This is a genomic window from Pararhodobacter oceanensis (assembly GCF_003076755.1).
GTDB classification, from domain to species: Bacteria; Pseudomonadota; Alphaproteobacteria; order Rhodobacterales; family Rhodobacteraceae; genus Pararhodobacter; species Pararhodobacter oceanensis.
The window spans coordinates 445,635-468,733 of sequence record NZ_QDKM01000001.1; the positions used below are offsets into that span (position 1 = coordinate 445,635).

Genomic DNA, 23,099 nt, shown 5'->3' on the forward strand with positions numbered 1-23,099 from the left:
CGATGACAGCAACCAACGCAATGCGCGTGATCATCGACACCGACCCGGGCCTCGATGACGCGGTCGGCATCCTCTATGCGCTGGCCGAACCGCGCTTTGCCGTTGAGGGGATCACCGCCGTCGCTGGCAATATCGGCATCACCACCACCACCCGCAACGCCGGCAGCCTGCTGGCGGCAATGGCGTGCGGAGATGTGGCCTATGCGGCGGGCGCGGCGGGGCCATTGGCGGGCGCGGCGATCAATGAAGAGGCGATCCACGGCGCCGACGGCATGGGCGGCGTCACGCTGCCCGTCCCCCTGCGCGCGCCCGAAGCCACTGGTGCCACCACGTTTCTGGCCGCGCGCTTGATGGAGGCCCCTACGGGCACTCTGACCCTCCTCGCGCTCGGCCCGTTAACCAATCTGGCGCTGCTGGCCCGTGAAGCGCCCGAGGCCTATGCCCGCATCAACCGCATCATCGCCATGGGTGGCACGATCCATGAGCGGGGCAATATGGGCCCCTTTGCCGAGTTCAACATGGCCGCCGATCCTCTGGCCGCGCAGGAGGTCTTCGCAGGATCAGTGCCCATCACCTTGATCCCGCTTGACGTGACCCGCAGATTGCGCGCCACGCCGGATGATCTTGACCGGCTGGCAGCATCCGGCACCACCGCCGCAACGCTCTCGGCAGACCTGATCCGCGCCTATTTCACCGGTAATACCGAACGCTCCTCGCGGCCGCTCCATGACCCTTGCGTGATGCTGATGGCGCTGGAACCGGTGCTCTTTGGCACCGAGACCATGCGCTTGCGCGTGGATTGCGAGGCGCATCCGGGGCGGCTGATCCCCGCCGAGGACGGCGCGCAAATCGAGGTGGCGATGCGGATCGACGCGCCCAAAGCGCTGGATGCACTTTGGGCCGGGCTGTCGATCCAGCGTTAATCCACCAGTTCCATCTCGACCAGCCGCGTCCAGAAGGCGACGCCGTGGGCAATGGCATCATCGTTGAAATCATAGCGCGTGTTGTGATGCAGCGCGCCGTCCACCGCCGGACCATTGCCAAGCCAGACATAGCACCCCGGCACCTCTTGCGAGAAGAACGCGAAATCATCGCCTGCGGTGGAGGGCGGGAAGCTGGTGCGCACGCGGGTCTCGCCCAGCGCCGATTGCGCCGCCGCCAGCGCCCGTGCGGTGGCCTCGGGATCATTGATCACCGGCGGAATGCGGCGGGTGAAAGTATAGCTGGCTGTGATCCCGAAGGTCTGCGCGATGCCCTGAGCGATCCGGCCGATCTCCGCCTCCAACTGGTCGCGCACCTCGGCCGAATAGGCCCGCGCGGTGCCAGCGACTTTCGCCGTATCGGGGATCACATTCAGCGCCTTGAAATCCCCCGCCTCAACCGCGCAGGCGCTAACCACCGCCGGTTCCAAAGGATCAACCACCCGCGCGACAATCGTATGGATCGCCGCCAGAAAATGCCCCGCGGCGGTGACCGGATCGCGGCCCAGATGCGGTTTCGCGCCGTGGGTGCCGGTGCCGGTGAATGTCACCGCCCATGAGTCCGAGGACGCCAGTTGCGGACCATTGACCACCGCCATCTCGTCGACATCCATCCCCGGCATATTGTGCAACCCATAGACGCGGTCGACCGGAAACCGCTCAAAGAACCTGTCGTCGAGCATCGCTGCCGCGCCGCCGCGCCCCTCTTCGGCGGGCTGGAAAATGAAATGCACCGTGCCCGAGAAACCCCGCGTTTCCGCCAGATGCCGCGCCGCGCCCAATAACATCGTGGTGTGACCGTCATGGCCGCAGGCGTGCATCTTGCCGGGTTGCGTGGATTTATACGGGCGCTCGGCCTGCTCGGCCTGCTCGGGCATCGCCAGCGCATCCATATCCGCTCGCAGCGCAATCCGGCCGGTGCCATTGCCTACGGTCAGCGTGCCGACAACGCCGGTCTTGCCCAAGCCGCGGGTCACGGTGATCCCTGCTTCGGCCAATTTCTGCGCGACAATCTCGGCGGTGCGCTCTTCTTCAAAGCCCAGCTCGGGATGCGCGTGCAGATCATGGCGCAGCGCGGTGAGCATGGTTAATTCTTCGGCGGTGAGGGTCACGGGGGCGGACATGGCTTGCCAATCCTTGCTGTTCTGGGTCAAAGGCATGTGACCCATCGCAGCGCACATGACAAGAGGCTCCGCCCATGGATATGAAACCGCATGAGTTCTGGCAGCGGCTTGACGCGCCCGGCACCCATCCAACCGGCCCCGGCATGCGCTATCACGGCGCCTATCCCGCGACGCTGCCCGACGGGCGGCAATTGCTGCTGCCGATCCGTGATTTGCCGCGCGGGGATGGCGCGGCGGTGGCCTCGCTGATCGTCAATCAGGCGGGGTTCGCGGTCGAGGATGCGCTGGCCGATATCATGGCCTTCCATTGGCGCGACGCCGCGCCCGAGGTGGTCGTCGGCGTGCCGACGCTCGGCCTGCCGCTAGCGCATGCGGTGGCGCGGCGGCTGGGGCATGAGCGGCTGGTGCCCTTGGGGTTCTCGCGCAAATTCTGGTATACGGAGGCGCTGTCCGAGCCGATCTCCTCGATCACCTCGCCCGATATCAGCAAGCGGCTCTATCTCGATCCGCGCATGTTGCCGCTGCTGCAGGGCCGCCGCGTGCTCTTGGTCGATGATGTGGTCAGCAGTGGCACCTCGTTGGCGGCGGTGCTGCGTTTGCTGGCGACGGCGGGGATCACGCCGGTGGGGATTTCCGTGGCGATGACGCAGAGCACGCGCTGGCGCAGCGCCCTGCCGCAGCCCGAGATGGTGAAGGGTGCTATCCAGTCGCCGCTGCTCAAACGCGACGGCGACGGGTATGTTGTTGATGAGGGGGCAAGTTAAGCCCCCCCGTCAGGCAATCAGCCGCCAGAAAAACACCGCGCTCATTGAAAACCCGACCAAGGCGATCAACGCCCGCACCGCCGATTTCGGCAGTCGCCGCGCAATCGGCGCACCGGCATAGCCGCCGATGGTCGAGGCCACCATCATGATCACCGCATGGTGCCACTCGACCAGCCCGCCCAGCGCAAACACCGCCACCGAGATCGAGGAGAGCGCGAAGGAGAGGCCGTTTTTCAGCCCGTTCATCTCGTGGATATTGACCATCCCCCAAAGCGCAAACAGCGCCAGCAGCACGATCCCCAAGCCGCCGTTGAAATAGCCGCCGTAGATGCTGACCAGCAACAGGCCCAGCGTCCCGAAGGGCGACACCGCGCGGCTTTTCGCCGCCGCCCATGCGCGGATACGGTCGCCGAACAGGAACACCAAAGTCGCCAGCAGCAACAGGAAGGGCACCACCAGCGAGAAGGCCTCATTCGACGAGACCAAGAGCAAAAGCGAGCCGATCAGCCCGCCGGCAAAGGTCACCAGCAGCAGTTTGACCAACACCGCGCGCTCGAATTTGCGCAATTCCTCGCGAAACCCGAAGGCGCCACCCAGATAGCCGGGGAATACTGCCACCGCGCTGGTCGCATTCGCTACCACCGGCGGCACGCCGATGAACACCAGCGCCGGAAAGGTCAGGAAGGTCCCGCCTCCGGCAATTGTGTTCAACACGCCCGCGCCAAACGCGGCGACCAACACCAGAATGATCTCCATAGCCCCAAATCCTTTCGCTCACCGCGCCCTGTTAGCCAGTAAAAACAAGGGAGTGCAACTCGGGTGTGCGAAATCGTGGAAAACCGGTGTCAGCCCAGCGCATAACCCGCGCCGCGCACCGTGCGGATCGGGTCGCTGCCGCCCGAGCGGGTGAGGATCTTGCGCAGCCGTCCGATATGCACATCGACGGTGCGTTCATCGACATAGATATCGCGGCCCCAGACCAGATCAAGCAGTTGATCGCGGCTGAACACACGACCCGGACGCTCCATCAAGCGGCTGAGCAGGCGGAATTCGGTTGGCCCCAGTTTGAGCATCTCGCCGCCACGGCTGGCGCGGTGGCTCTCGGGGTCCAACGTGATATCCTCGTAATTCAGCACCGCAACCGCCACCGCCGAGACGCGGCGCAATTGCGTGCGCACACGGGCGATCAATTCATTGACCGAATAGGGTTTGACCACATAGTCATCGGCGCCGGTTTCCAATCCGCGCACGGTATCGACCTCTTCCGAGCGCGCAGAGAGCATGATCACCGGAATCCGCCGTGTCTCGGGGTCGGATTTGATCTGGCGGCAGACTTCGATGCCGCTCATCAAGGGCATCATCCAGTCAAGGATCACCAGATCCGGCGCGGCCTCGGCGATCATCTGCATCGCAGCTTCGCCATTGGCGGCGCAGCGCACGGCATAGCCCTCGGCTTCGAGATTATAGACCAGAACCTCACGCTGGGCGGGTTCATCCTCGACCAGCAAGACCTGTGCTTGAAGAGCCGCCATCGGTTAGCCCTCACCTGTGGTTGACGCGGTAGACGAGGTGGTATCGGCCTTGGGCCGCCCCTCGTCGGGTTGTTTGCCGGTGGCCAGATAGATCACCTGCTCGGCAATCGAGGTCACATGATCGCCCATCCGCTCGGTGTTCTTGGCGATGAAATGCAGATGCAGGCTCGAGGTGATATTGCGCGGATCCTCCATCATGAAGGTCAGCAACTTGCGAAACAGCGCGTTATACATCTGGTCGACATCGACATCGCGGGCGATCACATCCTCGGCCAGTGCCACATCGCGGTGGATATAGGCGTCGAGCGCGTCTTTCAGCATCCCCTCGACGGCGCGGGTCATCCGACGCAGCGTGCCGGTGCTGTCGCGGATCGGCGCCGCCTGCGACAATACCTCGGTGCGTTTGGCCATGTTCTTCGCGTAATCGCCGATACGTTCCAAATTGCCGCTGATTTTGATCACGCTGAGCACCAGCCGCAGGTCAACCGCGGTCGGCGCGCGCAGGGCAATGATCCGCGCCGCGCCCTCGTTGATCTCTTCTTCCAGCGCGTCGATCTCGGCGTCGGCAGCGCGCACCACCTGCGCCAGTTCCTCGTCGCGGGCCTCCAGCGATTGCATGCCTTGGTGGATGGCGTTTTCGACCAGACCGCCCATTTTCATGATCAGCGCCTGCACCGCCTCAAGGTCGGTGTCAAAGGCCGATGAGATATGCTCGTTTTGCATGGTTTATCCAATCCTGCCGGTGATGTCGCTTACAGGGTGCCTGTCGCCGGGTGCGGTGAACATCTGCCCCGTTTTGCCGTAGTCTACCAGAGCAGTGCGATAAGAAAACGCGGTTTTCTGGCTCAGCCGCGCGGCCTGTGGCGCCAGATGGGTGACACCCGCGGCAGGGTGGTTTTGGCGCAGATCGTCGATCAACCTCTCGCCCTGTGTGGTCGCAGCCGCAGAGGTGGCGCGGAGAATGAGCGTCCTGACGCCCCTGCGCGCGGCGGTGGCATCTGCCGAGGGCGAGGCATTGGCGAAGGTCGAGGCGGTAGATTGAATAAAAGACATGAAAGCTGCTGTCGTCGTCCTGAAACCGGAGCATCCCCTGATGATCCTGACGCGGTATTGCGCGCCGCGTGTCTCGGAAATGCGACAGGCGTGTAATCGTTTTGTGACAGAGTGCCGGTCAGCCCTAATTCTTGTCGCTCTCGGGCACCTGCGCAGGCGGCAGCACCACGGTGAACACCGCCCCCTGCCCCGGTTCGCTGGCCACCCTGAGCCGCCCGCGATGGCGGTTGAGGATATGTTTCACAATCGCCAGCCCCAGCCCCGAGCCGCCCAATTCGCGGCTGCGGTGGCTGTCGGCGCGGTAGAATCGCTCGGTCAGGCGCGGCAGATGGATCGGATCAATCCCCGGCCCATGATCGCGCACCGTGACCGCTATGGCAGGGCCGCGCAGCACCGGATCATGGGGCAGGTTTTGCACCGAAATCTCCACCCGCTGGTCGGCACCGCCGTATTTGACCGCGTTCTCCACCAGATTGGTAAACACCTGCAGCAATTGATCGGAATCTCCGGTGATCCAGAGCGGCGCCTCAGGCGGCGTATACTGCAGGTCAACGCGGTTCTCGCGCGCCAAGGGATCAAGGTTGGCCAGCACGCTTTGCAACACGCGGCGCAGATCCAGCCGTGTGGTCGGGCGTAGCCTGCCATCGGCCTCGACACGGCTGAGCGACAACAGCCCCGCGACCAGCCGGTTCATCCGCTCGGCCTCGCTGGCCATAATGCCCAAGAACCGCTCGCGCGCCTTGGCATCCTCTCGCGCCGGACCGCGCAGGGTCTCGATGAAACCGATCAATCCGGTCAGCGGCGTGCGCAATTCATGGCTGACATTGGCGACGAAATCGCGGCGCATCTGCTCGGCTTGGGCCAATGCGGTGGCGTTTTCAAAGCTGAGCAATATCAGATCGCTGCCCGCAATCGCATGAATATGCACGTCGTAATGCATCTCGCTGCCGCTATCGACGATCTGGTAAGAGACATCGCGCGGCACCTGATCCTGCAAGCAGTGCTCCACCGCCTCGACCAGTTTGGGATGACGCAATCCGGTGGTGAAATGCCGCCCGAGGCAGGCCGCCCCCAAGAGCGCCGCGCCGCGCGGGTTCATCGCTTCGACCTTCTGCGTCGGACCAATGACCAGCGCCGGCAATGGCACGGCGGCGATCAGCGCCTCGACCTCTGCACATGTGCCCTTCTCCACGCCGCCCACCTCTCAGACCCTCGACCCAGAGGCGTCGGCAGGTGCGGGCTCGGTGGTGTCCGGCTCGGTGCAGACCACCAGAATGCGCGCGTCCTGCGCCCCCGCCGAAGCATAGAGATGCCCGCGCGAGCTGTCCAAATAGAGGCTGTCGCCTTGGCGCAAAGTGACCGGCGCCTTACCCTCGGCAAACACCGTGATCGCGCCTTCGAGCACGATCAGGAATTCCTGACCGGGATGGCGCACGAAGTCATCGAAGTCCTTGAGATCATGCGCTTTCAATGTCCCCATCATCGGCACCATCGCCTTGTTGCGGATTTCGGGGAACAGCATCTCATAGACGTAATTCGGGGTCTCCTGCCGCTTGAACTCACCCTTGGCGGCGACCGCGAAACTGCCCGGCGCGAAACTGGTGCCATCGGGGGTGAAGAGTTCGGCCATATCCACCCCGATGCCGCGCGCCAATTGCAACATCCGGTCATAGGTCAGCGACATCAACCCGCGCTCGGCTTTGGAAAGCGTTGAGACCGCCAGCCCCGAACGCTCGGCCAATTCGCTAAGCGTCCAGCCACGATCACGGCGCAACGCCCTGAGACGGCGGCCAAATTGGGCGCGCTCGCTGTCGGGGTCATCGGCGGTTGGCGGCGGGGCGGCATATGTCATGCGGCGATCATAGCCTGCCGCCCGCCCTTCGCAATCGTTTTTCTTATCGGAAAAATTTGCCTTTCCAATACCGAAAATCGTGCTAGCGTGGCGGGGATGTAAAGGGTTTGGGACTCTATGAACGGCGAGAAACGTGGAATTGTGGTGGTCGGCGCGGGGATTGCGGGCGCATCGGTGGCGGCGGAACTGGCGCAGATGGGCCAAGATGTGCTGCTGCTCGAGCGCGAGGACCAGCCCGGCTATCACACCACGGGCCGCTCGGCGGCGATCTATGCGCCCAGCTACGGCCCGCCGGTGATCCGCGCACTGACCCGCGCCTCATGGCCCGCGTTCAACGCGCCCGCCACCGCCGACCGCCCGCATCCGCTGCTGCGTCACCGCGATGTGTTGTTTGTCGCCCGCAAAGATCAAGCCGAGTCGCTGGCCGCCGAACAGGCCGCCGCCCCCGCCCTGCAGCCCCTGACGCCAGAGGGTGCGCGCGCCATGCTGCCGCTGTTTCACGCGGGCTATCTGGGCGGCGCTTTGCTGGACAGCGGCGCGGCGGATATTGATGTCGACGCGCTGCACCGGCAGTATCTGCGCGGGCTGGCGGCGCATGGTGGCGAGACGCGGCTGCGCACCGAGGTCACCGCGATAACGCGCGAGGGAGAGACCTGGCACCTGCAGACCAGCGCGGGGGAAATCAGCGCCGATATCGTGATCAACGCCGCTGGCGCTTGGGCCGATGATCTCGCCGCGCTGGCGGGCGTGGCGCAGATCGGTCTGGTGCCGAAACGCCGCACCGCGCTGCTGCTCACCCCGCCCGAGGGCCATGCGGTCGATGGTTGGCCGATGGTGGTCGATGTTGATGAGGAATTCTACCTGCGCCCCGATGCCGGAAAACTGCTGGTCTCGCCCGCCGATGAAACCCCCTCGCCCGCCTGCGACGCGCAGCCCGACGAGATGGACGTGGCGATCTGCATTGACCGCATCCAGACCGCCTTTGATCTGCCGGTGCGCCGGATTGACCATAAATGGGCCGGTTTGCGCTCGTTCGTGGCGGACAAGGTGCCGGTGGTCGGCTTTGCCCCCGATGCGCCGGGGTTCTTCTGGCTCGCTGGCCAGGGCGGATACGGCATCCAGAGCGCGCCTGCCTTGGCCCGCACCGCCGCCGCGCTCGCACTGCACCGCGAGATCCCCGCTGATATCGAGGCCGAAGGCGTCACCGCCGAGGCACTGGCGCCCAACCGCGCGGGGCAGCGCGCATGATCTGGGCCGCCCCCCTTCTGGGCGCACTCTTGCTCGGCTCGGGGCTGGCGATTGCCTATGTCGTTGGCGGCGCCACCGTGCTGGCGTTCTTCGCCGCCGGACAAGAGCGCTATCTGGCGATCCTGCCGCAGCAGATTTTCTCGAAGATTGATGTGTTCGCGCTGATGGCGATGCCGCTGTTTATCCTCGCCGGTGAGGTGATGAACCGTGGCGGCGTCACGCGGGTGTTGATCCGGCTGGCGATGGCGATGGTCGGGCGGGTGCGCGGCGGGCTCGGGCATGTGAATGTGCTCACGTCGGTGTTTTTCGCCGGTATCTCCGGCTCGGCGGTGGCCGATAGCGCGGCGGTGTCGAACACGCTGGTGCCGGCGATGACCGAACAGGGCTATAAACTGCCCTATGCCGGCGCGATCACCGCCGCCTCCTCGATCATCGGCCCGATTGTGCCGCCCTCGATCATCATGATTTTCTACGGCGCGCTCATGGGCACCTCGGTGACCGCGCTGTTCATCGCGGGGCTGATCCCCGGACTGATTCTGGCCGTGGCGCTGATGGCGGTGAACAGTTTCTACGCATGGCGCGACGATCACCCGCGGCTTGCGCGCGAGGACGTGCCGCCGTTCTTTCCGACCCTGTTGCGGGCAGTTCCGGCGCTGAGCATTCCGATGATCATCGTCGGCGGCATCGTCTTGGGCTGGATGACCCCGACCGAAGCCGCCGCCGTCGCGGTGGTCGCGGCGACGCTGGCGGGGATGTTCTACGAGCGGCTGGCAATGGGCGAATTGCTCCTCGCGCTGCGCCGCACGGCGATGCTCTCGGGCTCGATTTTCATGATCATCGCGGCGGTCTCCGCACTTGGTTATCTCGGTGCGCTCGAGCGTCTGCCCGAAGCGATCGCCAGCACGGTCACCGAATTGGGCCTCGGGCCACTGGAATATATGATCCTGCTCAATGTGATCTTTCTGATCTCGGGCATGTTTCTCGATATCCCCGTCGCCTTGGCGCTCTTGGTGCCGCTCTTGGCGCCGGTGGCCATCGCGCAGGGGGCCGATCCGGTGCATCTGGGCATAATTGTCTGTTTCAACCTGTCGCTGGGCCTGATCTCGCCGCCCTTGGGCGCCTGCCTCTTGGTGGTCTCGACGGTGACGGGGGCGAATTACTGGGCGCTGGCGCGGGCGGTGCTGCCGTTTCTACTGATCCAGATCGCGGTTCTGGCGCTCTTGGTCGCAGTGCCGGACCTGACGCTCTGGCTGCCCCGCACCATGGGTCTGATCGCGCAATGACCGAAATTAACCACGACCCAACCAAATTAACCACAACCAACGATAAACCGGGAGGAAGACTATGACACCAACCACATTCCTGAAAGCCGCCGGACTTGCGGCGCTACTAGCCAGCGGCTCGGCGGCCTCGGCGCAGATCAAGATCGCGCTCGACAGCCCCGCCGATCTGGCCACCTCGGGCAGCTATGTCTGGGCGCATGCCTTTGCCACGCATCTCAATGAGAACGGCATGGAGGCCGAGGAATACCAGCGCGGCGCGCTCGGCGGCGATGACGAGGTCTTCGATCAGGTCAGCCAAGGGCTGTTGGAAATCGGCATGTCGCCCCTGGGCATCGTCTCCTCGCTCGACACGCTGATCTACGGGCTGCGCCTGCCCTATTTCTTTGCCGATATCTCCGAGGTTGACCACGCGCTTTATGACAACGGTATGCTGGCCGCGATCAACGAAGGGCTCGACGGCACCGGCGTGCAGGTGCTGGCGGTGAACACCGTCGGACCGGCGACCGGCATTTTCAACACCCAGCGCGCGATTTCCTCGATGGCGGATATGGAGGGGCTCAGGATGCGGGCCCTCGATGAAAGCCAGATCGAGCTTTACGCCGCTTGGGGCTCGACTGGCACCATCGTCAGCTGGGCGGAAGTGCCCAACGCGCTGCAAACCGGCGTGGCGGATGGCTATCTGAACCCCTCCTTCGTGCCGCTGCTCTTTGGCCACACCGAGTTCATCAAGCATTTCACGCCCGCGCAAATCTCGCCCTCCTTGCGCATCACCATCGTCTCGGAAGACTGGTATGACGGGCTCAGCGATGATGAGCGCGCCACCGTCGATGCCGCCGCCGATGCGGGCAACGCCGCCAACCGCGCATGGCTCGCGGCGCAAACCGGCGTGACCGATCAATTGGTCGCCGCCGGGGTGGAGATCACCGAACTGTCGGATGAGGCGCGCGCCGAATTCCAAGCGGCATCCGAGACCACCTACGGCGCGATTGTCGACGAAGAGCAGCTTGCCGCGTGGCAGGCCGCGCGCGACAACTAAGACGGCAAAGGACGCGCGCGATGATCCGCAAGATTGCCACAGGGCTCGACCGCCTCTCGGCCACGCTGAACACCATCGCCCTTTGGGGTGCGGTGCTGGCGGTGCTGGTGATGGTCTTTGCCGCCGGCTGGCAGGTCATCGCGCGCTACGTCTTTGCCGCCCCGCCGATCTGGACCGAAGAACTGGCGCGCCGCGCTATGGTCTGGGCGGGGATGCTGGGCGCCTCGGCGGCCTATTACGCGCGCGCCGACCCCTCGCTGTTTCCGCAAGCGGCGGCGATCAAGGGCCGCCTCGGCAACATCCTGTCGCTGATCCGCGCCACCGGCGTGCTGATGTTCGCCCTGCCGGTGATCTGGTTCAGCCTCTATGGCCCCAATATGAACCTCGCGCGTGGCTTTCTTGGCCGCAGCCTGTCGCGCACCGCCGAGATGATCCCGCTGCCGATGATCTTTTTCACCGCCGCCGTGCCGCTGGCTTTCGCATTAATCGTGCTGCATCTGACCGCGCGGCTGGCCATGCAACTTAGCGGCGCCGATACAGAAGACCCGAAATCATGAAGACATTCATCGCCTGTCTGGCCACCGAAACCAACTCTTTCTCGCCGCTGCCCACCGGCATCGCCGCGTTTGAGGAGGGCCATATCCACCACGGCACCGCCACCAAATCGCCGCCGGTCTATTGGACCGGTGCGCTGCGGCTCTGGCGCGACGCCGCCGAGGCGCGCGGCTGGCCGGTCACCGAGAGCCTCGCCGCCTTCGCCCAGCCCGGCGGGCTGACGGTGCGCAAGGTCTATGAGGATTTTCGTGACGAGATCATCAAGGATCTGCAAGCCGCGATGCCGGTGGATATGATCTTGCTGCAACTGCACGGCGCGATGATCGCCGATGGCTACCCCGATTGCGAAGGCGATCTGATTGCCCGTCTGCGCGAGATCGCGCCCGAGGCCAAGATCGGCGCGCTTTTGGACCCGCATTGCCATCTGACCGAGGCGATGCTGACTAAGGCCGACGCGCTGATCTGCTTCAAGGAATATCCGCATATCGACGTGCTTGAACGCGGCGCGGAATTGTTCACCCTGATCGCCGACGCCGCCGAGGGCAAGATCCAACCAGTGATGCGCGATTACGACTGCCGGATCATCATGGCGATGCCGACGCCCGAGGGGCCGATGCGCGACTACGTTGACGCGATGTCCGCGCGTGAGGCCGAGGCGGGTGTGTTGTCGCTGTCTCTGGCGCATGGCTTCCCTTGGGGCGACCATGAGCGCACCGGCGCCCGCGCGCTGGCGATCACCGATGGCGATGCGGCGCTGGCCGAGACCATGGCCCGCGAGTTGGGCGAGAAACTCTGGCGCGAGAAAGAGGCGATCTTTCAGGAGGTCCTGACCATCGACGAAGCACTTGATGCGGCAGCGGGGCATAACGACGGGCCGATTGTGCTGGCCGATATGTCCGACAATGCCGGTGGCGGCGCGCCTTCGGATTCGACCTTCCTCTTGCGCGCGATCCTTGACCGTGGACTGACCTCGGTGGCCTCGGGGATCTATTGGGATCCGGTGGTCGTGCAGCTCTGCACCGAGATCGGCGAAGGCGCGACATTGCCGGTGCGTCTGGGCGGGAAATCCGGGCCAATGTCAGGCGATCCTCTGGATCTGGTGGTGACGATCAAGCGCATCGCCACTGGCCTGACCCAGCGTTTTGGCAGCCTGCCCGCGGCGCTGGGCACGATGGTCTGGCTCTCGGTGGACGCGGGCACCGGCAATGCCGATGACAACATTGATCTGGTGGTCAATGACACCCGCACCCAGACATTTCATCCCGAGGCGTTCACCCAATTGGGCATTGATCTGGGCCGCAAACGGCATCTCTGCGTGAAGTCCTCAAACCACTACCGCGCAGGCTTTGCACCGATTGCCAGCGTGATCATTCCGATTGCGACACCGGGGGCGATCACCCCGGATTTCAAAGCCATCCCCTACACCAAGCGCGCGCCCAACTATTGGCCGAAAATCGAGGATCCTTTCGCATGAGCAACGCCCTGATGACCGCCCGCGACGCTTTCCTCGCGCAACACCCCGAGACCCGCGTTAACCTTGACGGGCGCGACTGGGGGCTGATCGACACCGGCGAGAGCGCAGGCAAAGACGCAGAGGTTTTTCTGTTTCTTCCCGGCACCTTGGGTCGCGCGGATGTGTTTTTTCACCAGATTGCCGCGCTGGCTCCGCATCGCCGCGTGCTTGCGGTCAGCTATCCGTCGTCCGGCGGGGTGCGCGAATGGGCGGAAGGATTAACCACGCTCCTTGACCAGCTTGGCATCGCAAAGGTTGCGCTGCTCGGCTCGTCGCTTGGCGGCTATCTCGCGCAGTATTTTGCCGCCAAAGACCCCGCGCGCGTCACCCATTTGTTTGCCGCCAATACGCTGCATTCCGTCGAGGGTGCCGACCAGCGCCCGCCCTATTCCTCGGACCTCTGGGCGGCGCCGATTGATGAGTTACGCGCCGGTTTCGCCATGGGGATGAACGCCTGGAAAGCGGCGCATCCCGATCACGCCGAGATGGTCGACTTTCTGTTGACCGAAGCCGCTGGCCGCATCCCCGAAGCCGAATTGCGCGCCCGTCTTGATGCGATTAAAACCGGCCCCGAACTGCCGGCCCTCGCCAATACGGCGGCAAGCGCCACCACCATCGAGACGCTCGACGATCCGCTGATCCCGCCCGCCATGCGCGACGCGGTGCGCGCGCGCAATGCACCGGCCAAGGGCTTTCGGTTTATGTGGGGCGGGCATTTCCCCTATCTGCTGCGGCCCGAGCTTTATTCCAACCTGTTGTTGGCGCGTCTCGGGCTGGCGGAACTTTCCGGTGATTGGCAAGAGGTTGACGGGGTATGTCAGGCATAACCGCGCCCTTCACCGTTTAGACCGCGGCGATCACCGAATATTCGGGCGTGCCTTCCCAGACCAGATCCCAAGCCGCGCCGGGTCGGACATTCTGGATCGCGTTCGGCTCGAAACACACCAGACAGCGCCCGCCTTCGGGCGCGCGCACCGAGGGGTAAATCAACCCACGCGAGCCTTCACGGCGCAGGCCTTCGGACAAGATCTGCCCCTCGGGATAGCCCAGCGCGGGGTCGGGATGCAGCGCAATATGTCTGGGCTCATCGGTCAGATCATCGAAGACACCGATGAAATCCGCCAGCAATTCGACATAGCGCGCGCGATCCTCGAACCAGCCGGTAAAGCGCAATTCGCGGGTCCGGTGAAAGGCCACTTCGGCCAGTGAAACCATCCCGTCCCATGCGCAATACCACGCGCCGCGCTCGCCGGAATTGAACCGATTGCCGCCCGCGCGGGTATAGGTGAAGGCCGCATTCACATGGGTGTCGCCGTAAATCCGCAGGTCCTGCCGCCGACGCCGCCACGCCAGTTCGCGCGGGTCTAGATGCAGGTTACGGCCCCGCTCGGCCTCAAGCCGTGCGCTGGTCATGCCCTCGATTTCGGCAAGGATATCAAACTCTTCATCGCTATCGACCAGACCGCGCAGCGCCGCGGGCTGGTGGTAGGTTGCAGGCAGTAGGCGCACCAGCCCACGGTCAGAAATCTCGGTTTGCCTCATGCCCCGCCCCGCAGCGCGTCAAGGTAGCTGCGCAGCGACAGGATCATCGGCAAGCCGCCCTCGATCGCCATATCCACTGGCCGCGCGCCGTTGAACAGAGGGCCGGTGTTGGGCCGCGTCATCCAATGCTGCGCGAGCGGTGTCGAGAAATACAATTCGAGCGATTTATAGATCCCGATCACCGCGCTGAGCCGCAAGAGCTGGTCCTTGGTCAACTCACCGGCAAAGGCGGCGCGTTTGGCGCGTTTCCACGTGCTCTCGGACATATCCGCCAGCGCGGCGGCCTCCTTGATGCTGAGCGCCCAAGCCTCGGCGATCCGCGCATAGGCTTTGAGCGCGACGGTATTGGTCTGGGACGGGTCATGGATTTTGGCAACGGCGCGCATTTTGGCCTCCTGTATGATGCAGATATAAGATCATATGACCTGAAAGTAAAGATCATATGAGCCAACCGCCCGCCCATCACCGGCCCGCGCGCCGCTGAGCCAGTCGATAGACACAGGTCAGCTATGCGCCCGCAACGCCCTGGGTTTGATCAAGGTCAAGGCAGCAGAGACCCGCCGCCGGTATAGAGGCACCAAGACCCACCCAAGACGACACTTCGCAGGAGTATATCATGTCCCTTTTCCAACCCACGCGCCGTCGCTTTTTGCAAACCGGTGCTGCTGCGCTGGGCTCGGCGGCGTTTATGAATTCGACGGCGCTGGCCTCGATTGACCCCAACTCCTTTGCCGATCGCATCTTTCACGCGACCCACTTCGGCCCCTTCGAAGGCGTGGTGCGCGATGGGGTGCTGGTCGGGCTGAACAATATGCCCGAGCTGGATTCGCGTCCGACCGAGATGCTGAATTACGGCGTCTTGGACCGCACCTATGACGACTCGCGGATCAATTATCCGATGGTGCGCAAATCCTATCTTGAGGGCTGGCAGTCGGGCGATGTGAAGCCCGAATTGCGCGGCAAGGAAGAATATGTGCGCGTCGATTGGGACACGGTCTGGAGCCTGACCGCCAAGGCGCTGCTCGATACCGCGACCAATCACGGCAACGAGGCGATCTTCAGCTCGTCCTATGGCGGCTGGTCGAATGCCGGTAACTTCCGCCCGAATGTGATGCAGGGCCGGTTGATGAACCTGATCGGCGGCTGCACCAATACCTCGGGCGACTGGTCGGCGGGTGCCAGCCAGATCAGCCTGCCGCGTATCATCGGCGATATGGAGGTCTATTCCGCCCAGACCGCATGGGAGGTGATCCGCGACCACACGGAGGTCTTCGTGCTGGTCGGCTGCGATCCAATCAAGAACAACCGCATCGAATATACCGTCGCCGATCACGGGATGGACGGGCCTTGGGCGCATATCCGTGACAGCGGCACCAAGTTCATCTCGATCAACCCGCAGCGCACCGCCTCGGATGAATATCTGAACGCCGAATGGGTGCAGATCGTGCCCAATACCGATGTCGCGCTGTTCACCGCGATGGCCTATCACGTGCTGGAAAACGGGCTTGAGGACCGCGCCTATATGGAGCGTTACACGGTCGGTTCGGACCGCTGGATCGCCTATCTGAACGGCGAGGATGACGGCACCCCGAAAACCCCCGCTTGGGCCGCAGAGATCACCGGCATTCCCGCCGAGAAAATCGCTGAGCTGGCCGAGCTTCTGGCGACCTCGAAAACCGAGATTGCCGGCGCGTGGTCGCTGCAGCGCGCCCAGCATGGCGAGATGACCCATTGGGCGATCATCAACTTTGCCGCGCTGACCGGCAAGATCGGCAAGCCGGGTGAAGGCGTCGGTTTCTCGTGGCACTATGGCAACGGCGGTCTGCCGCAATCGGGCAAATCCACCCCCACCGGCCTGAGCCAGGGGCGCAACTTTGTCACCAAGATCTGCCCCGCCAGCCGGATCACCGAAATGCTGGAAAACCCCGGCATGGAGTTTGTCTATAACGGCAACACCAATACCTATCCGGACGTGAAGATGATCTTCAACGCCGGCAATAACTTCATGTCGCACCAGCAGGACACCAACCGGCTGATCCGCGCGCTGGAAAAGGTCGAGACCATCGTCAGCGTCGATGTCTGGTGGACCGCCGCGACCCGTTGGGCCGATATCGTCATGCCCGCCTCCTCGACGCTGGAACGCGACGATATCAGCGTCGGCGGCACCTATTCCAACGACCGTGTCTATGCGATGAAAAAGGTCATCGAACCGGTCGGCGAGAGCCTCTCGGACTATGAGATTTTCGAGGGTCTGGCCGACAAGCTGGGCCAGTGGATGCAGTTCACTGAGGGCGAGGATCTGATGTATCACATCGAGCAGGCCTATAGCCGTTCGGGTGCCGCGCAGCATACGCCGTTCGAGGAATTCTGGGAAAAAGGCTATGCCCGTCAAGAGGTTCCCGAGGAGGCTCGCAGCTGGGTACGCCATGGTGACTTCTACACCGACCCCGATGCCAACCCCTTGCACACCGCCTCGGGCAAGATCGAAATGTTCTGCGAGGATATCGCCAGCATGGAGATCGACGACTGCCCCGGCATGCCGATGTGGATGGAGAAACACGAGTATCTCGGCAATGCCGCCGAGGATGAATTGCATGTCGTCTCGCCACACCCGTGGTTCCGCCTGCACAGCCAGATGGACCAGTCGCAGACCCTGCGCGCGCTTTATAAGGTGCAGGGCCGCGAGCCGGTGCGGATCAATGCCCAGGATGCCGCCAGCCGTGGGATCGAGGACGGCGATCTGGTCGAACTCTATAACGATCGGGGCACGGTGATTGCCGGTGCGGTGGTCTCGGATGACATCATGCCCGGCGTGGTCTCGATCTATGAGGGCGCATGGCCGTCGCTCGACAGCAAGGGCCGCTGTAACTCGGGGCTGGTCAACTTCCTGACCTCGACGCAGCGCTCCTCGGGGCTCTCCGAGGCGACCACCGCCAATACGGTGCTCTGCCGGATGCGCAAATGCGAGGATCCGGACGGGCCGAACCGCGCCTATGAAAAGCCGCCGATCATCGATGATATGGAGATTGCCGAGATTGACATCGACCTGCTCGATCTCGACCGTGTCTATGATATCACTGACAATCTGATGGCCGATATGAGCCCCGGCGAGCGGCTTTACTATGAGCGCTGCACGGTCTGCCACGCCCCGCGCGAGGTCACCCATTTCACCCAGCAACAATGGCGCGGTATCACCCCCTCGATGTTCCCGCGCGCCGGTTTCAACGACGAAGAAGCCGCGCTGGTGATGGACTACCTGATGGCCAACGCCTCGGACGCGCCCTAAGCGCCGACATACGGCCGCGCCCATTGGTGGCGCGGCCCCGCCTCCCCCTACGACACCCATGCGCCCGCTCGCATGGGCGTTTGCTTTTGCCAACGGGGGTGGCGCCCGCATGCATCGGTTCTGCCCGAATTCGACGCATCATCGCCCTCGCCCCGCCCCGGCATCCCCGCCAAGCCACAAGCGCAGGCCAAACCGAACGCCCCACCCCGCCCCGCAAACCCACCAAAGCCCAAGAACTTCAATCGCCTAGCCTTCTGCGGCAAAAATCCAGAAAACCCCTCTTGCACCCACCCCAGAACCCAGCTAAATCCCCTGCCACGATCCCCAGCGCGGAGAGGTGCCGGAGTGGTCGAACGGGGCGGTCTCGAAAACCGTTGAGGGTGAAAGCCTTCCCAGGGTTCGAATCCCTGTCTCTCCGCCACTTATCCCAAAATATTTCCCCCACCTGCCTGCACAATACATCGCGGGTTGTGTGACCGCTTTGGTGGCATTCGTCCTTACATCGCTGAGGGATGCACCCTGGGGGTGAAACCTTGCTTAAAAACAGCGAGCAGTGGTTGCGGGGTCAGAACGGTGACCGGGCCGGTCGTGGGTTGGGGTTGGGCGCGGTAGCCGTTGAAGCTCCATTGCCATTGGCGCCTGTCCCACAGGAGCAGGATCTCATCCTCGCTGCGAAAGATCGTGCCATCGGGGAGGCTCTCGACCGCGGCTTCAAAGACCGGTTTTTCACCTGAACGGGTGATGCGGGCGGTGTGGAGGGTCCGGTCGATGAGTTGCGGCAGCGGGCGCGGGCTGGTGGGGACGCCATGGGCGCGGAGCCAGGCTTCGGTGAACTCGCGATAGCGGGCGCGGCGGCATTCGGCGCAGGGGCGGTGACCGGCGGCGAAGGCGGTGGCTTCATCGAGAAAGAACAGCTCGGTTTAGCGGCCCGGTGCCATCACCGTGCGCTTGCGGTCCTTGAAATCAAGACGGCAGGGTCACCCAGTTTTGATGCCGGTGGCTGCGGCGGATGCGCTGCTTCTCATCATGCAGAATGCCGCGATTGCCCATTAGCGTGCCGCGCTGCGGCACGGCGTGAAAATCGCCGCAGGGATCGATACGGTTTTGATAGGCCATGGCGGTGCGGACCCCCCTGCTGCACTGCGGTCAACTGCCGCGCACAACCATCACCCGCCACGCGGCGCCGATCAACCCTGTGGCGCGCGTCTTTGCGGCGTGCTTTTTGCGCCCAGCGCGCGCAGCAGGCGTTTGCTATAGGCCGCGATATCGCCGCCGATCTCGCGCGCCAGTGACAGGGGTGTGGCCCATGCGGGGCGAAAACTCGCCTCGATCTGGCTGCCTTCGGCGCGGAACTTGGCGTTATGCTTGGCGACAATCCGCTGGATCCGGCGGTTTTCGTGCAGATACAGCACATAGAGCGAGGTCACCCCGCGGTTTTGTGCCGCCGTCACCAGTCGCGCAAACACCGCGCTGCCCAGCCCCCTGCCCTGCCAGTCACGCTCGACCGAGAGCGCGAGTTCGGCGCCCACCGTCTTGGCCTGCTTCAGCCCGCGCAACTCACCCACGGCACGCAGTTCACCGTCGAAGAACCCGCCGACCAGCAGCGTGCCCTCGCCGCTCAGCCCGTCTACATAGCTTTTGATGAATGCATCATTCACCGGCATGCCAAAGCGCAACTGCCGGCTATCCGCATCAAGCCGCAGGAAATGTCGTGTGATTTCAATATGATCGCGCCGCCACAGCTTGCGGAGTTCCGGCGCGGATTGGTCAGGATGGATGCTCATTGCCACAGGCTCCTAAGGGGGATCGGAGCGAGTCCGATGCCAAAATTGCCTCCCGAGGCCTAGCTAATGCCGCATTGCAGCAAGTTCCAGAGGCTGCGCGCAGATATCCGCGTCTTTCGCAGCGACATTGCGCCGCGCCGCCGCGCCCGCCGCTTCTCGCTGGACATGCCGCGGGCTTCATCCGACCATAGGCCGTCACCGGCCCGACCCTGCACGCGGGCCGCAGATCACAGCCATCGGAGGGCGCATGGACCGTCTAGACTGCGACCGGATGTTCATTGCGGTGATCGAGAGCGGCAGTTTTGTCGGCGCCTCCCAGCTGTTGAAAACCAGTTCCGGTCAGGCCTCGAAACTGGTGGCGCGGCTTGAGGCGGACCTCGGTGTGCAACTCCTCAACCGCACCACCCGCTCGGTCGCCCCGACCGAGGCCGGGCGTGCGTATTACGAGCGGCTGCGCCCGCTGATCGACGAATGGGACACGCTTGATCTCGATATCCGCAACATCTCGCAATCGCCGCGCGGACGGTTGCGGATCACCGCGCCGCAGAGCTTCGGCAACCTTGAATTGGCGCAGGCGCTGATCGAATTTGCCGCCAGCTATCCCGATATCGCGCTTGACGTCAGCTTTAGCGACCGGCTGGCGCATGTGGTCGATGAGGGGTTCGATATGGCGGTGCGGGTCGGGCGGCCGGGGGATTCCAGTCTGGTGATGCGGCGGCTCTGTTCGGTGCGTTTGGTGCTTGTCGCCGCGCCGCAGTATCTGGGCGAAAACGGCACGCCCGCGAGCCCCAAGGATCTGGCGCATCACGCCTGTATCATTGACAGCAATCTTGCCGATCCCGACCGCTGGCAATTCACCGCGCCCTCGGGTCAGGATGCCGGCACGCGGGTCTCGGGGCGGCTGCGGTTTTCCAACGCCGAAGCCTGCCTGATCGCCGCCGAAGCCGGTCACGGGCTGGCCTATGTGCCCGCATTTGTCGCTGGCGCTTCGCTCCGCGCGGGGCGGGTCATGCAGGTTCTGCAGGCCTATGAACCCGCGCCTTATGATGTGTTTGTGCTCTATCCCCATGCGCGGCATCTCTCGGCCAAAGTGCGGCTTTTGGTTGATGCACTGGTCGCGCGCTACAAAGGCCAACCGGCGTGGGAGGCTGGCTGGCAGTGATTGCACCCCAGGCGGAAGCAATCACCTTCCGATTTGCCGAATTATCCCCCAATTCGAAATACGTCATAGTGCTGTCCAGGACGCAACCCCGCGTCACCATCACCGGAGACCCATATGACCTCGACCACGCTTCACACCCCGTCCCGCAACGCAATGATTGCCGGCACCTCCAACGCCGATCTGGCCGCAACCCTGCTGCGCGTCGCCATGGGGGTGCTGTTTCTCGCCCACGCCGGGCTGAAAATCTTCGTCTTTACGCCCGCTGGCACCGCCGCGTTTTTCGGCAGCCTCGGCCTGCCCGCGCCGCTCGCCTATCTGGTGATCTTTGCCGAACTCTTTGGTGGCATCACCCTGATTCTCGGGGTCTACAGCCGCGCGGTGTCGCTGGCCTTGGTGCCGATCCTCTTGGGCTCGATCTATGTGCCCCATGGCGCCGCAGGTTTCTTCTTTTCAAATGAGGGCGGCGGCTGGGAGTTTCCCGCTTTCTGGACCGTCGCGCTGCTGGTTCAAGCCCTCCTCGGCAATGGCGCCTTCGCCCTGAGCCGCGCGCAGAACTGACCCATCACGCGCCGCGCGGCCCCGGCTGCGCGGTGCGATCCCGACATAAGGAGTGCCCCGATGCCCGCTGAAATTTCCGCACCCACCGCGTATTTCGATATCACCAAAGCCCCGCTGCGCATCTCTGCCGTGCGTCTGAAAGTGCGCGATCTGGCGCGGATGCGCGGGTTCTACCACTCCATCCTCGGGCTGCAGGTGATCGCCGAGGGCGCGCAGCAGGTCACGCTGGGCATAGGCGAGACCCCGCTTTTGGTGCTCAGCGGCGATCCTGCGCTCACCCCCAATGACCCACAGCAGGCGGGCCTCTTTCACACTGCTTTCCTGCTGCCCGCCCGCGCCGATCTGGCGCGCTGGCTGGCCCATACGATCCAGCGCGGTCAGCGGCTACAGGGCGCCTCGGATCATCTGGTCAGCGAGGCGCTCTATCTCGCCGATCCCGAGGGCAATGGCATCGAGATCTACACCGACCGCCCCCTCGCCGAATGGCATGACGCCACGGGCAACATCCGCATGGCCACCGAGCCTCTGGACTTGCAGGCGCTGCTTGCCGAGGCGGGTGATACCGCTTGGGCAGGGTTCCCGCAGGGCGGCTGTATCGGCCATGTGCATCTGCAGGTCGGAGATACCGGAAAGGCCGACAGGTTTTACCGCGATATCATTGGCTTGGATATCCCCGCCACCTATCCGGGTGCTAGTTTCTACGGCAGCGGCGGCTATCACCACCAGCTGGCCGGCAACATCTGGAACGCTCGCGGCGCCGGGCATCGCCCCTCAGGCATGGCGGGGTTGGAAGCGGTGGAAATCACCTTGAACGCGGCGGAACTGACGCAGGTCAAAACCCGCGCGCAGGTCGCCAATGTGCCCCACAGCGCGCATCCCACGGGCCTTACCCTGCACGACCCATGGGGCACCGAGATCACGCTGAAAGCCTAACGCGAGGCCTATTGGCGCCACCGCGTTTCACGCAAACCCCTCGATCACCCCTTCCTCCCGCCGGGCCGCGCCCGACCTCCCCCCGGAGGGCGCGATGGTGATGTCGGATGCATTGGGTGTGTCATGGGAGCTTTGAAGCGCTACGTTGGATCAACCCCTTGAGCGCCCTCCAGGTCGGGCGCGTCCCGGCTTTGTTGCAACCTGCTGGGAATCTAAAAAACTGCAGAATTTCGGAACAACACCACTCCGACAAGTCCGCCTATTAAATCGACCAAACTTCCACTACCAACCACATGCTTCACGCAAAGGAACAATGGCCTGATCCAGTCCAGAAATGTTGAACTCCATTTCTATCGGATTGTCGCCGTAGGGTGTCATGCGTGCCAACAGACGGTCTTTTCCTAGCATCGCGCGAATGAATGGAATTGCTGTGCCGCCGCTCCAAAGTCCTAGCGAACGATTGTTGGTGCTTTCTACGAATCCACGCGTGCGAGGTCTTTCTGAATCTAAACGGTAAACAACATCCCCGTAATCATTATAACGACTAGATGTCATGTGGCAGCCTGTCTGAAAGATAATCGATGTCGTGTCTTCTTGACAACGCAACATAAGGGTAACCGGCTGGCCTCGCGCCCAAGAACAACTGACGACATCCGTAGATCTCACAGTCATATAGACGTTGGTTTCGTCGGTCATCTCAGACGTTTGCACCCTCACCACCCAATCACTTTCGGGGGGCGCCTCGGCGAGTTGATTTGGCTGCTCTTCGTCGAACAATGCATCAAAACAAACCAGACGCTCTGCATCGTCGTCAATGGCCAAACATTCATTTGCGTTAGCCGCATTAGCAATGAGCAATACTAACACACAAAGGGTGAAACGACATGCTTTCAT

At 63.5% G+C, this 23,099-nt stretch carries 24 protein-coding genes and 1 tRNA gene; 13 read left to right on the plus strand and 12 right to left on the minus strand.

The genetic code is table 11. The features are described from left to right. Positions 1–2: 2 nt before the first annotated feature. On the plus strand, positions 3–923 hold the full coding sequence (locus tag DDE20_RS01960) for a nucleoside hydrolase (RefSeq protein ID WP_240607808.1): 921 nt from the start codon (positions 3–5) through the stop codon (positions 921–923). Here the strand turns inward: DDE20_RS01960 and DDE20_RS01965 are convergent. Then, complete coding sequence (locus DDE20_RS01965) at positions 920–2,104, minus strand: M20 aminoacylase family protein (protein WP_116556756.1); 1,185 nt, start codon at positions 2,102–2,104, stop codon at positions 920–922. The two genes, DDE20_RS01960 and DDE20_RS01965, sit on opposite strands and share 4 nt — an antisense overlap. A gap of 74 nt (positions 2,105–2,178) precedes the next feature. Here DDE20_RS01965 and DDE20_RS01970 point away from each other — a divergent pair, with 74 nt between their 5' ends. Further along, a complete protein-coding gene (locus tag DDE20_RS01970) occupies positions 2,179–2,868 on the plus strand; it encodes a phosphoribosyltransferase (protein ID WP_116556757.1) in 690 nt (229 codons plus the stop codon). 9 nt (positions 2,869–2,877) lie between these two features. Here DDE20_RS01970 and DDE20_RS01975 read toward each other — a convergent pair whose 3' ends face one another. From DDE20_RS01975 to DDE20_RS02000, 6 genes are all read right to left on the minus strand, one after another. Next, positions 2,878–3,624 (minus strand): sulfite exporter TauE/SafE family protein, encoded by a 747-nt coding sequence (locus tag DDE20_RS01975; protein ID WP_116556758.1) that lies wholly within the window; start codon positions 3,622–3,624, stop codon positions 2,878–2,880. 89 nt (positions 3,625–3,713) lie between these two features. Beyond that, entirely contained in the window at positions 3,714–4,400 is a 687-nt protein-coding gene (phoB, locus tag DDE20_RS01980; RefSeq protein WP_116556759.1) for a phosphate regulon transcriptional regulator PhoB, read from the minus strand. Positions 4,401–4,403: 3 nt separating this feature from the next. Then, the gene (gene phoU / locus DDE20_RS01985) at positions 4,404–5,123 is read right to left on the minus strand and encodes a phosphate signaling complex protein PhoU (RefSeq protein WP_116556760.1); all 720 of its coding nucleotides are present in this window, start codon (positions 5,121–5,123) and stop codon (positions 4,404–4,406) included. Between the two features lie 3 nt (positions 5,124–5,126). Further along, on the minus strand, positions 5,127–5,453 hold the full coding sequence (locus DDE20_RS01990) for an ATP-binding cassette domain-containing protein (protein ID WP_116556761.1): 327 nt from the start codon (positions 5,451–5,453) through the stop codon (positions 5,127–5,129). Positions 5,454–5,577: 124 nt separating this feature from the next. Beyond that, positions 5,578–6,645, minus strand: a complete 1,068-nt coding sequence (locus tag DDE20_RS01995; protein ID WP_240607809.1) for a sensor histidine kinase — start codon at positions 6,643–6,645, stop codon at positions 5,578–5,580. Positions 6,646–6,657: 12 nt separating this feature from the next. Continuing rightward, complete coding sequence (locus DDE20_RS02000) at positions 6,658–7,305, minus strand: helix-turn-helix domain-containing protein (RefSeq protein WP_116556762.1); 648 nt, start codon at positions 7,303–7,305, stop codon at positions 6,658–6,660. 117 nt (positions 7,306–7,422) lie between these two features. On the opposite strand from DDE20_RS02000, the gene DDE20_RS02005 reads away from it, so the two are divergent. From DDE20_RS02005 to DDE20_RS02030, 6 genes are all read left to right on the plus strand, one after another. Beyond that, positions 7,423–8,553 (plus strand): NAD(P)/FAD-dependent oxidoreductase, encoded by a 1,131-nt coding sequence (locus DDE20_RS02005; protein ID WP_116556763.1) that lies wholly within the window; start codon positions 7,423–7,425, stop codon positions 8,551–8,553. Further along, positions 8,550–9,836: a TRAP transporter large permease gene (locus DDE20_RS02010; protein WP_116556764.1), complete on the plus strand. Its 1,287-nt coding sequence runs from the start codon at positions 8,550–8,552 to the stop codon at positions 9,834–9,836. The genes DDE20_RS02005 and DDE20_RS02010 overlap by 4 nt, the downstream gene beginning before the upstream one ends. 61 nt (positions 9,837–9,897) lie before the next feature. Next, positions 9,898–10,872 carry a TRAP transporter substrate-binding protein gene (locus tag DDE20_RS02015; protein WP_116556765.1) on the plus strand — a complete coding sequence of 325 codons (975 nt, stop codon included), beginning with the start codon at positions 9,898–9,900 and terminating at the stop codon, positions 10,870–10,872. 20 nt (positions 10,873–10,892) lie between these two features. Next, on the plus strand, positions 10,893–11,429 hold the full coding sequence (locus DDE20_RS02020; RefSeq protein ID WP_240607810.1) for a TRAP transporter small permease: 537 nt from the start codon (positions 10,893–10,895) through the stop codon (positions 11,427–11,429). Further along, positions 11,426–12,901 (plus strand): M81 family metallopeptidase, encoded by a 1,476-nt coding sequence (locus DDE20_RS02025; protein ID WP_116556766.1) that lies wholly within the window; start codon positions 11,426–11,428, stop codon positions 12,899–12,901. The genes DDE20_RS02020 and DDE20_RS02025 overlap by 4 nt, the downstream gene beginning before the upstream one ends. Then, positions 12,898–13,767, plus strand: coding sequence for an alpha/beta fold hydrolase (locus DDE20_RS02030; RefSeq protein ID WP_116556767.1), 870 nt, complete (start codon positions 12,898–12,900; stop codon positions 13,765–13,767). The genes DDE20_RS02025 and DDE20_RS02030 overlap by 4 nt, the downstream gene beginning before the upstream one ends. A 16-nt stretch (positions 13,768–13,783) precedes the next feature. Here DDE20_RS02030 and DDE20_RS02035 read toward each other — a convergent pair whose 3' ends face one another. Both DDE20_RS02035 and DDE20_RS02040 read right to left on the minus strand, forming a co-directional pair. After that, the gene (locus DDE20_RS02035) at positions 13,784–14,482 is read right to left on the minus strand and encodes an RES family NAD+ phosphorylase (RefSeq protein WP_116556768.1); all 699 of its coding nucleotides are present in this window, start codon (positions 14,480–14,482) and stop codon (positions 13,784–13,786) included. Continuing rightward, positions 14,479–14,868 carry an antitoxin Xre-like helix-turn-helix domain-containing protein gene (locus tag DDE20_RS02040; RefSeq protein ID WP_116556769.1) on the minus strand — a complete coding sequence of 130 codons (390 nt, stop codon included), beginning with the start codon at positions 14,866–14,868 and terminating at the stop codon, positions 14,479–14,481. The genes DDE20_RS02035 and DDE20_RS02040 overlap by 4 nt, the downstream gene beginning before the upstream one ends. Positions 14,869–15,098: 230 nt before the next feature. On the opposite strand from DDE20_RS02040, the gene DDE20_RS02045 reads away from it, so the two are divergent. Together DDE20_RS02045 and DDE20_RS02050 are read left to right on the plus strand one after the other, a co-directional pair. Further along, entirely contained in the window at positions 15,099–17,768 is a 2,670-nt protein-coding gene (locus tag DDE20_RS02045) for a molybdopterin-dependent oxidoreductase (RefSeq protein ID WP_116556770.1), read from the plus strand. A gap of 331 nt (positions 17,769–18,099) precedes the next feature. Next, positions 18,100–18,189, plus strand: a tRNA-Ser gene (locus DDE20_RS02050). 542 nt (positions 18,190–18,731) lie between these two features. Here the strand turns inward: DDE20_RS02050 and DDE20_RS18950 are convergent. Both DDE20_RS18950 and DDE20_RS02060 read right to left on the minus strand, forming a co-directional pair. Next, complete coding sequence (locus DDE20_RS18950; protein ID WP_165814396.1) at positions 18,732–18,884, minus strand: hypothetical protein; 153 nt, start codon at positions 18,882–18,884, stop codon at positions 18,732–18,734. A gap of 71 nt (positions 18,885–18,955) precedes the next feature. Next, positions 18,956–19,552, minus strand: a complete 597-nt coding sequence (locus DDE20_RS02060; protein WP_116556772.1) for a GNAT family N-acetyltransferase — start codon at positions 19,550–19,552, stop codon at positions 18,956–18,958. A gap of 247 nt (positions 19,553–19,799) precedes the next feature. On the opposite strand from DDE20_RS02060, the gene DDE20_RS02065 reads away from it, so the two are divergent. The 3 genes from DDE20_RS02065 (at position 19,800) to DDE20_RS02075 (ending at position 22,205) form a co-directional block, all read left to right on the plus strand. Beyond that, on the plus strand, positions 19,800–20,714 hold the full coding sequence (locus DDE20_RS02065) for a LysR family transcriptional regulator (protein ID WP_116556773.1): 915 nt from the start codon (positions 19,800–19,802) through the stop codon (positions 20,712–20,714). Positions 20,715–20,828: 114 nt separating this feature from the next. Further along, a complete protein-coding gene (locus DDE20_RS02070) occupies positions 20,829–21,272 on the plus strand; it encodes a DoxX family protein (RefSeq protein WP_240607811.1) in 444 nt (147 codons plus the stop codon). Between the two features lie 60 nt (positions 21,273–21,332). Continuing rightward, positions 21,333–22,205, plus strand: a complete 873-nt coding sequence (locus tag DDE20_RS02075; RefSeq protein WP_116556774.1) for a VOC family protein — start codon at positions 21,333–21,335, stop codon at positions 22,203–22,205. Positions 22,206–22,487: 282 nt separating this feature from the next. Here the strand turns inward: DDE20_RS02075 and DDE20_RS02080 are convergent, their stop codons facing one another. Then, positions 22,488–23,099, minus strand: a complete 612-nt coding sequence (locus DDE20_RS02080; RefSeq protein WP_116556775.1) for a type VI secretion system-associated protein TagO — start codon at positions 23,097–23,099, stop codon at positions 22,488–22,490.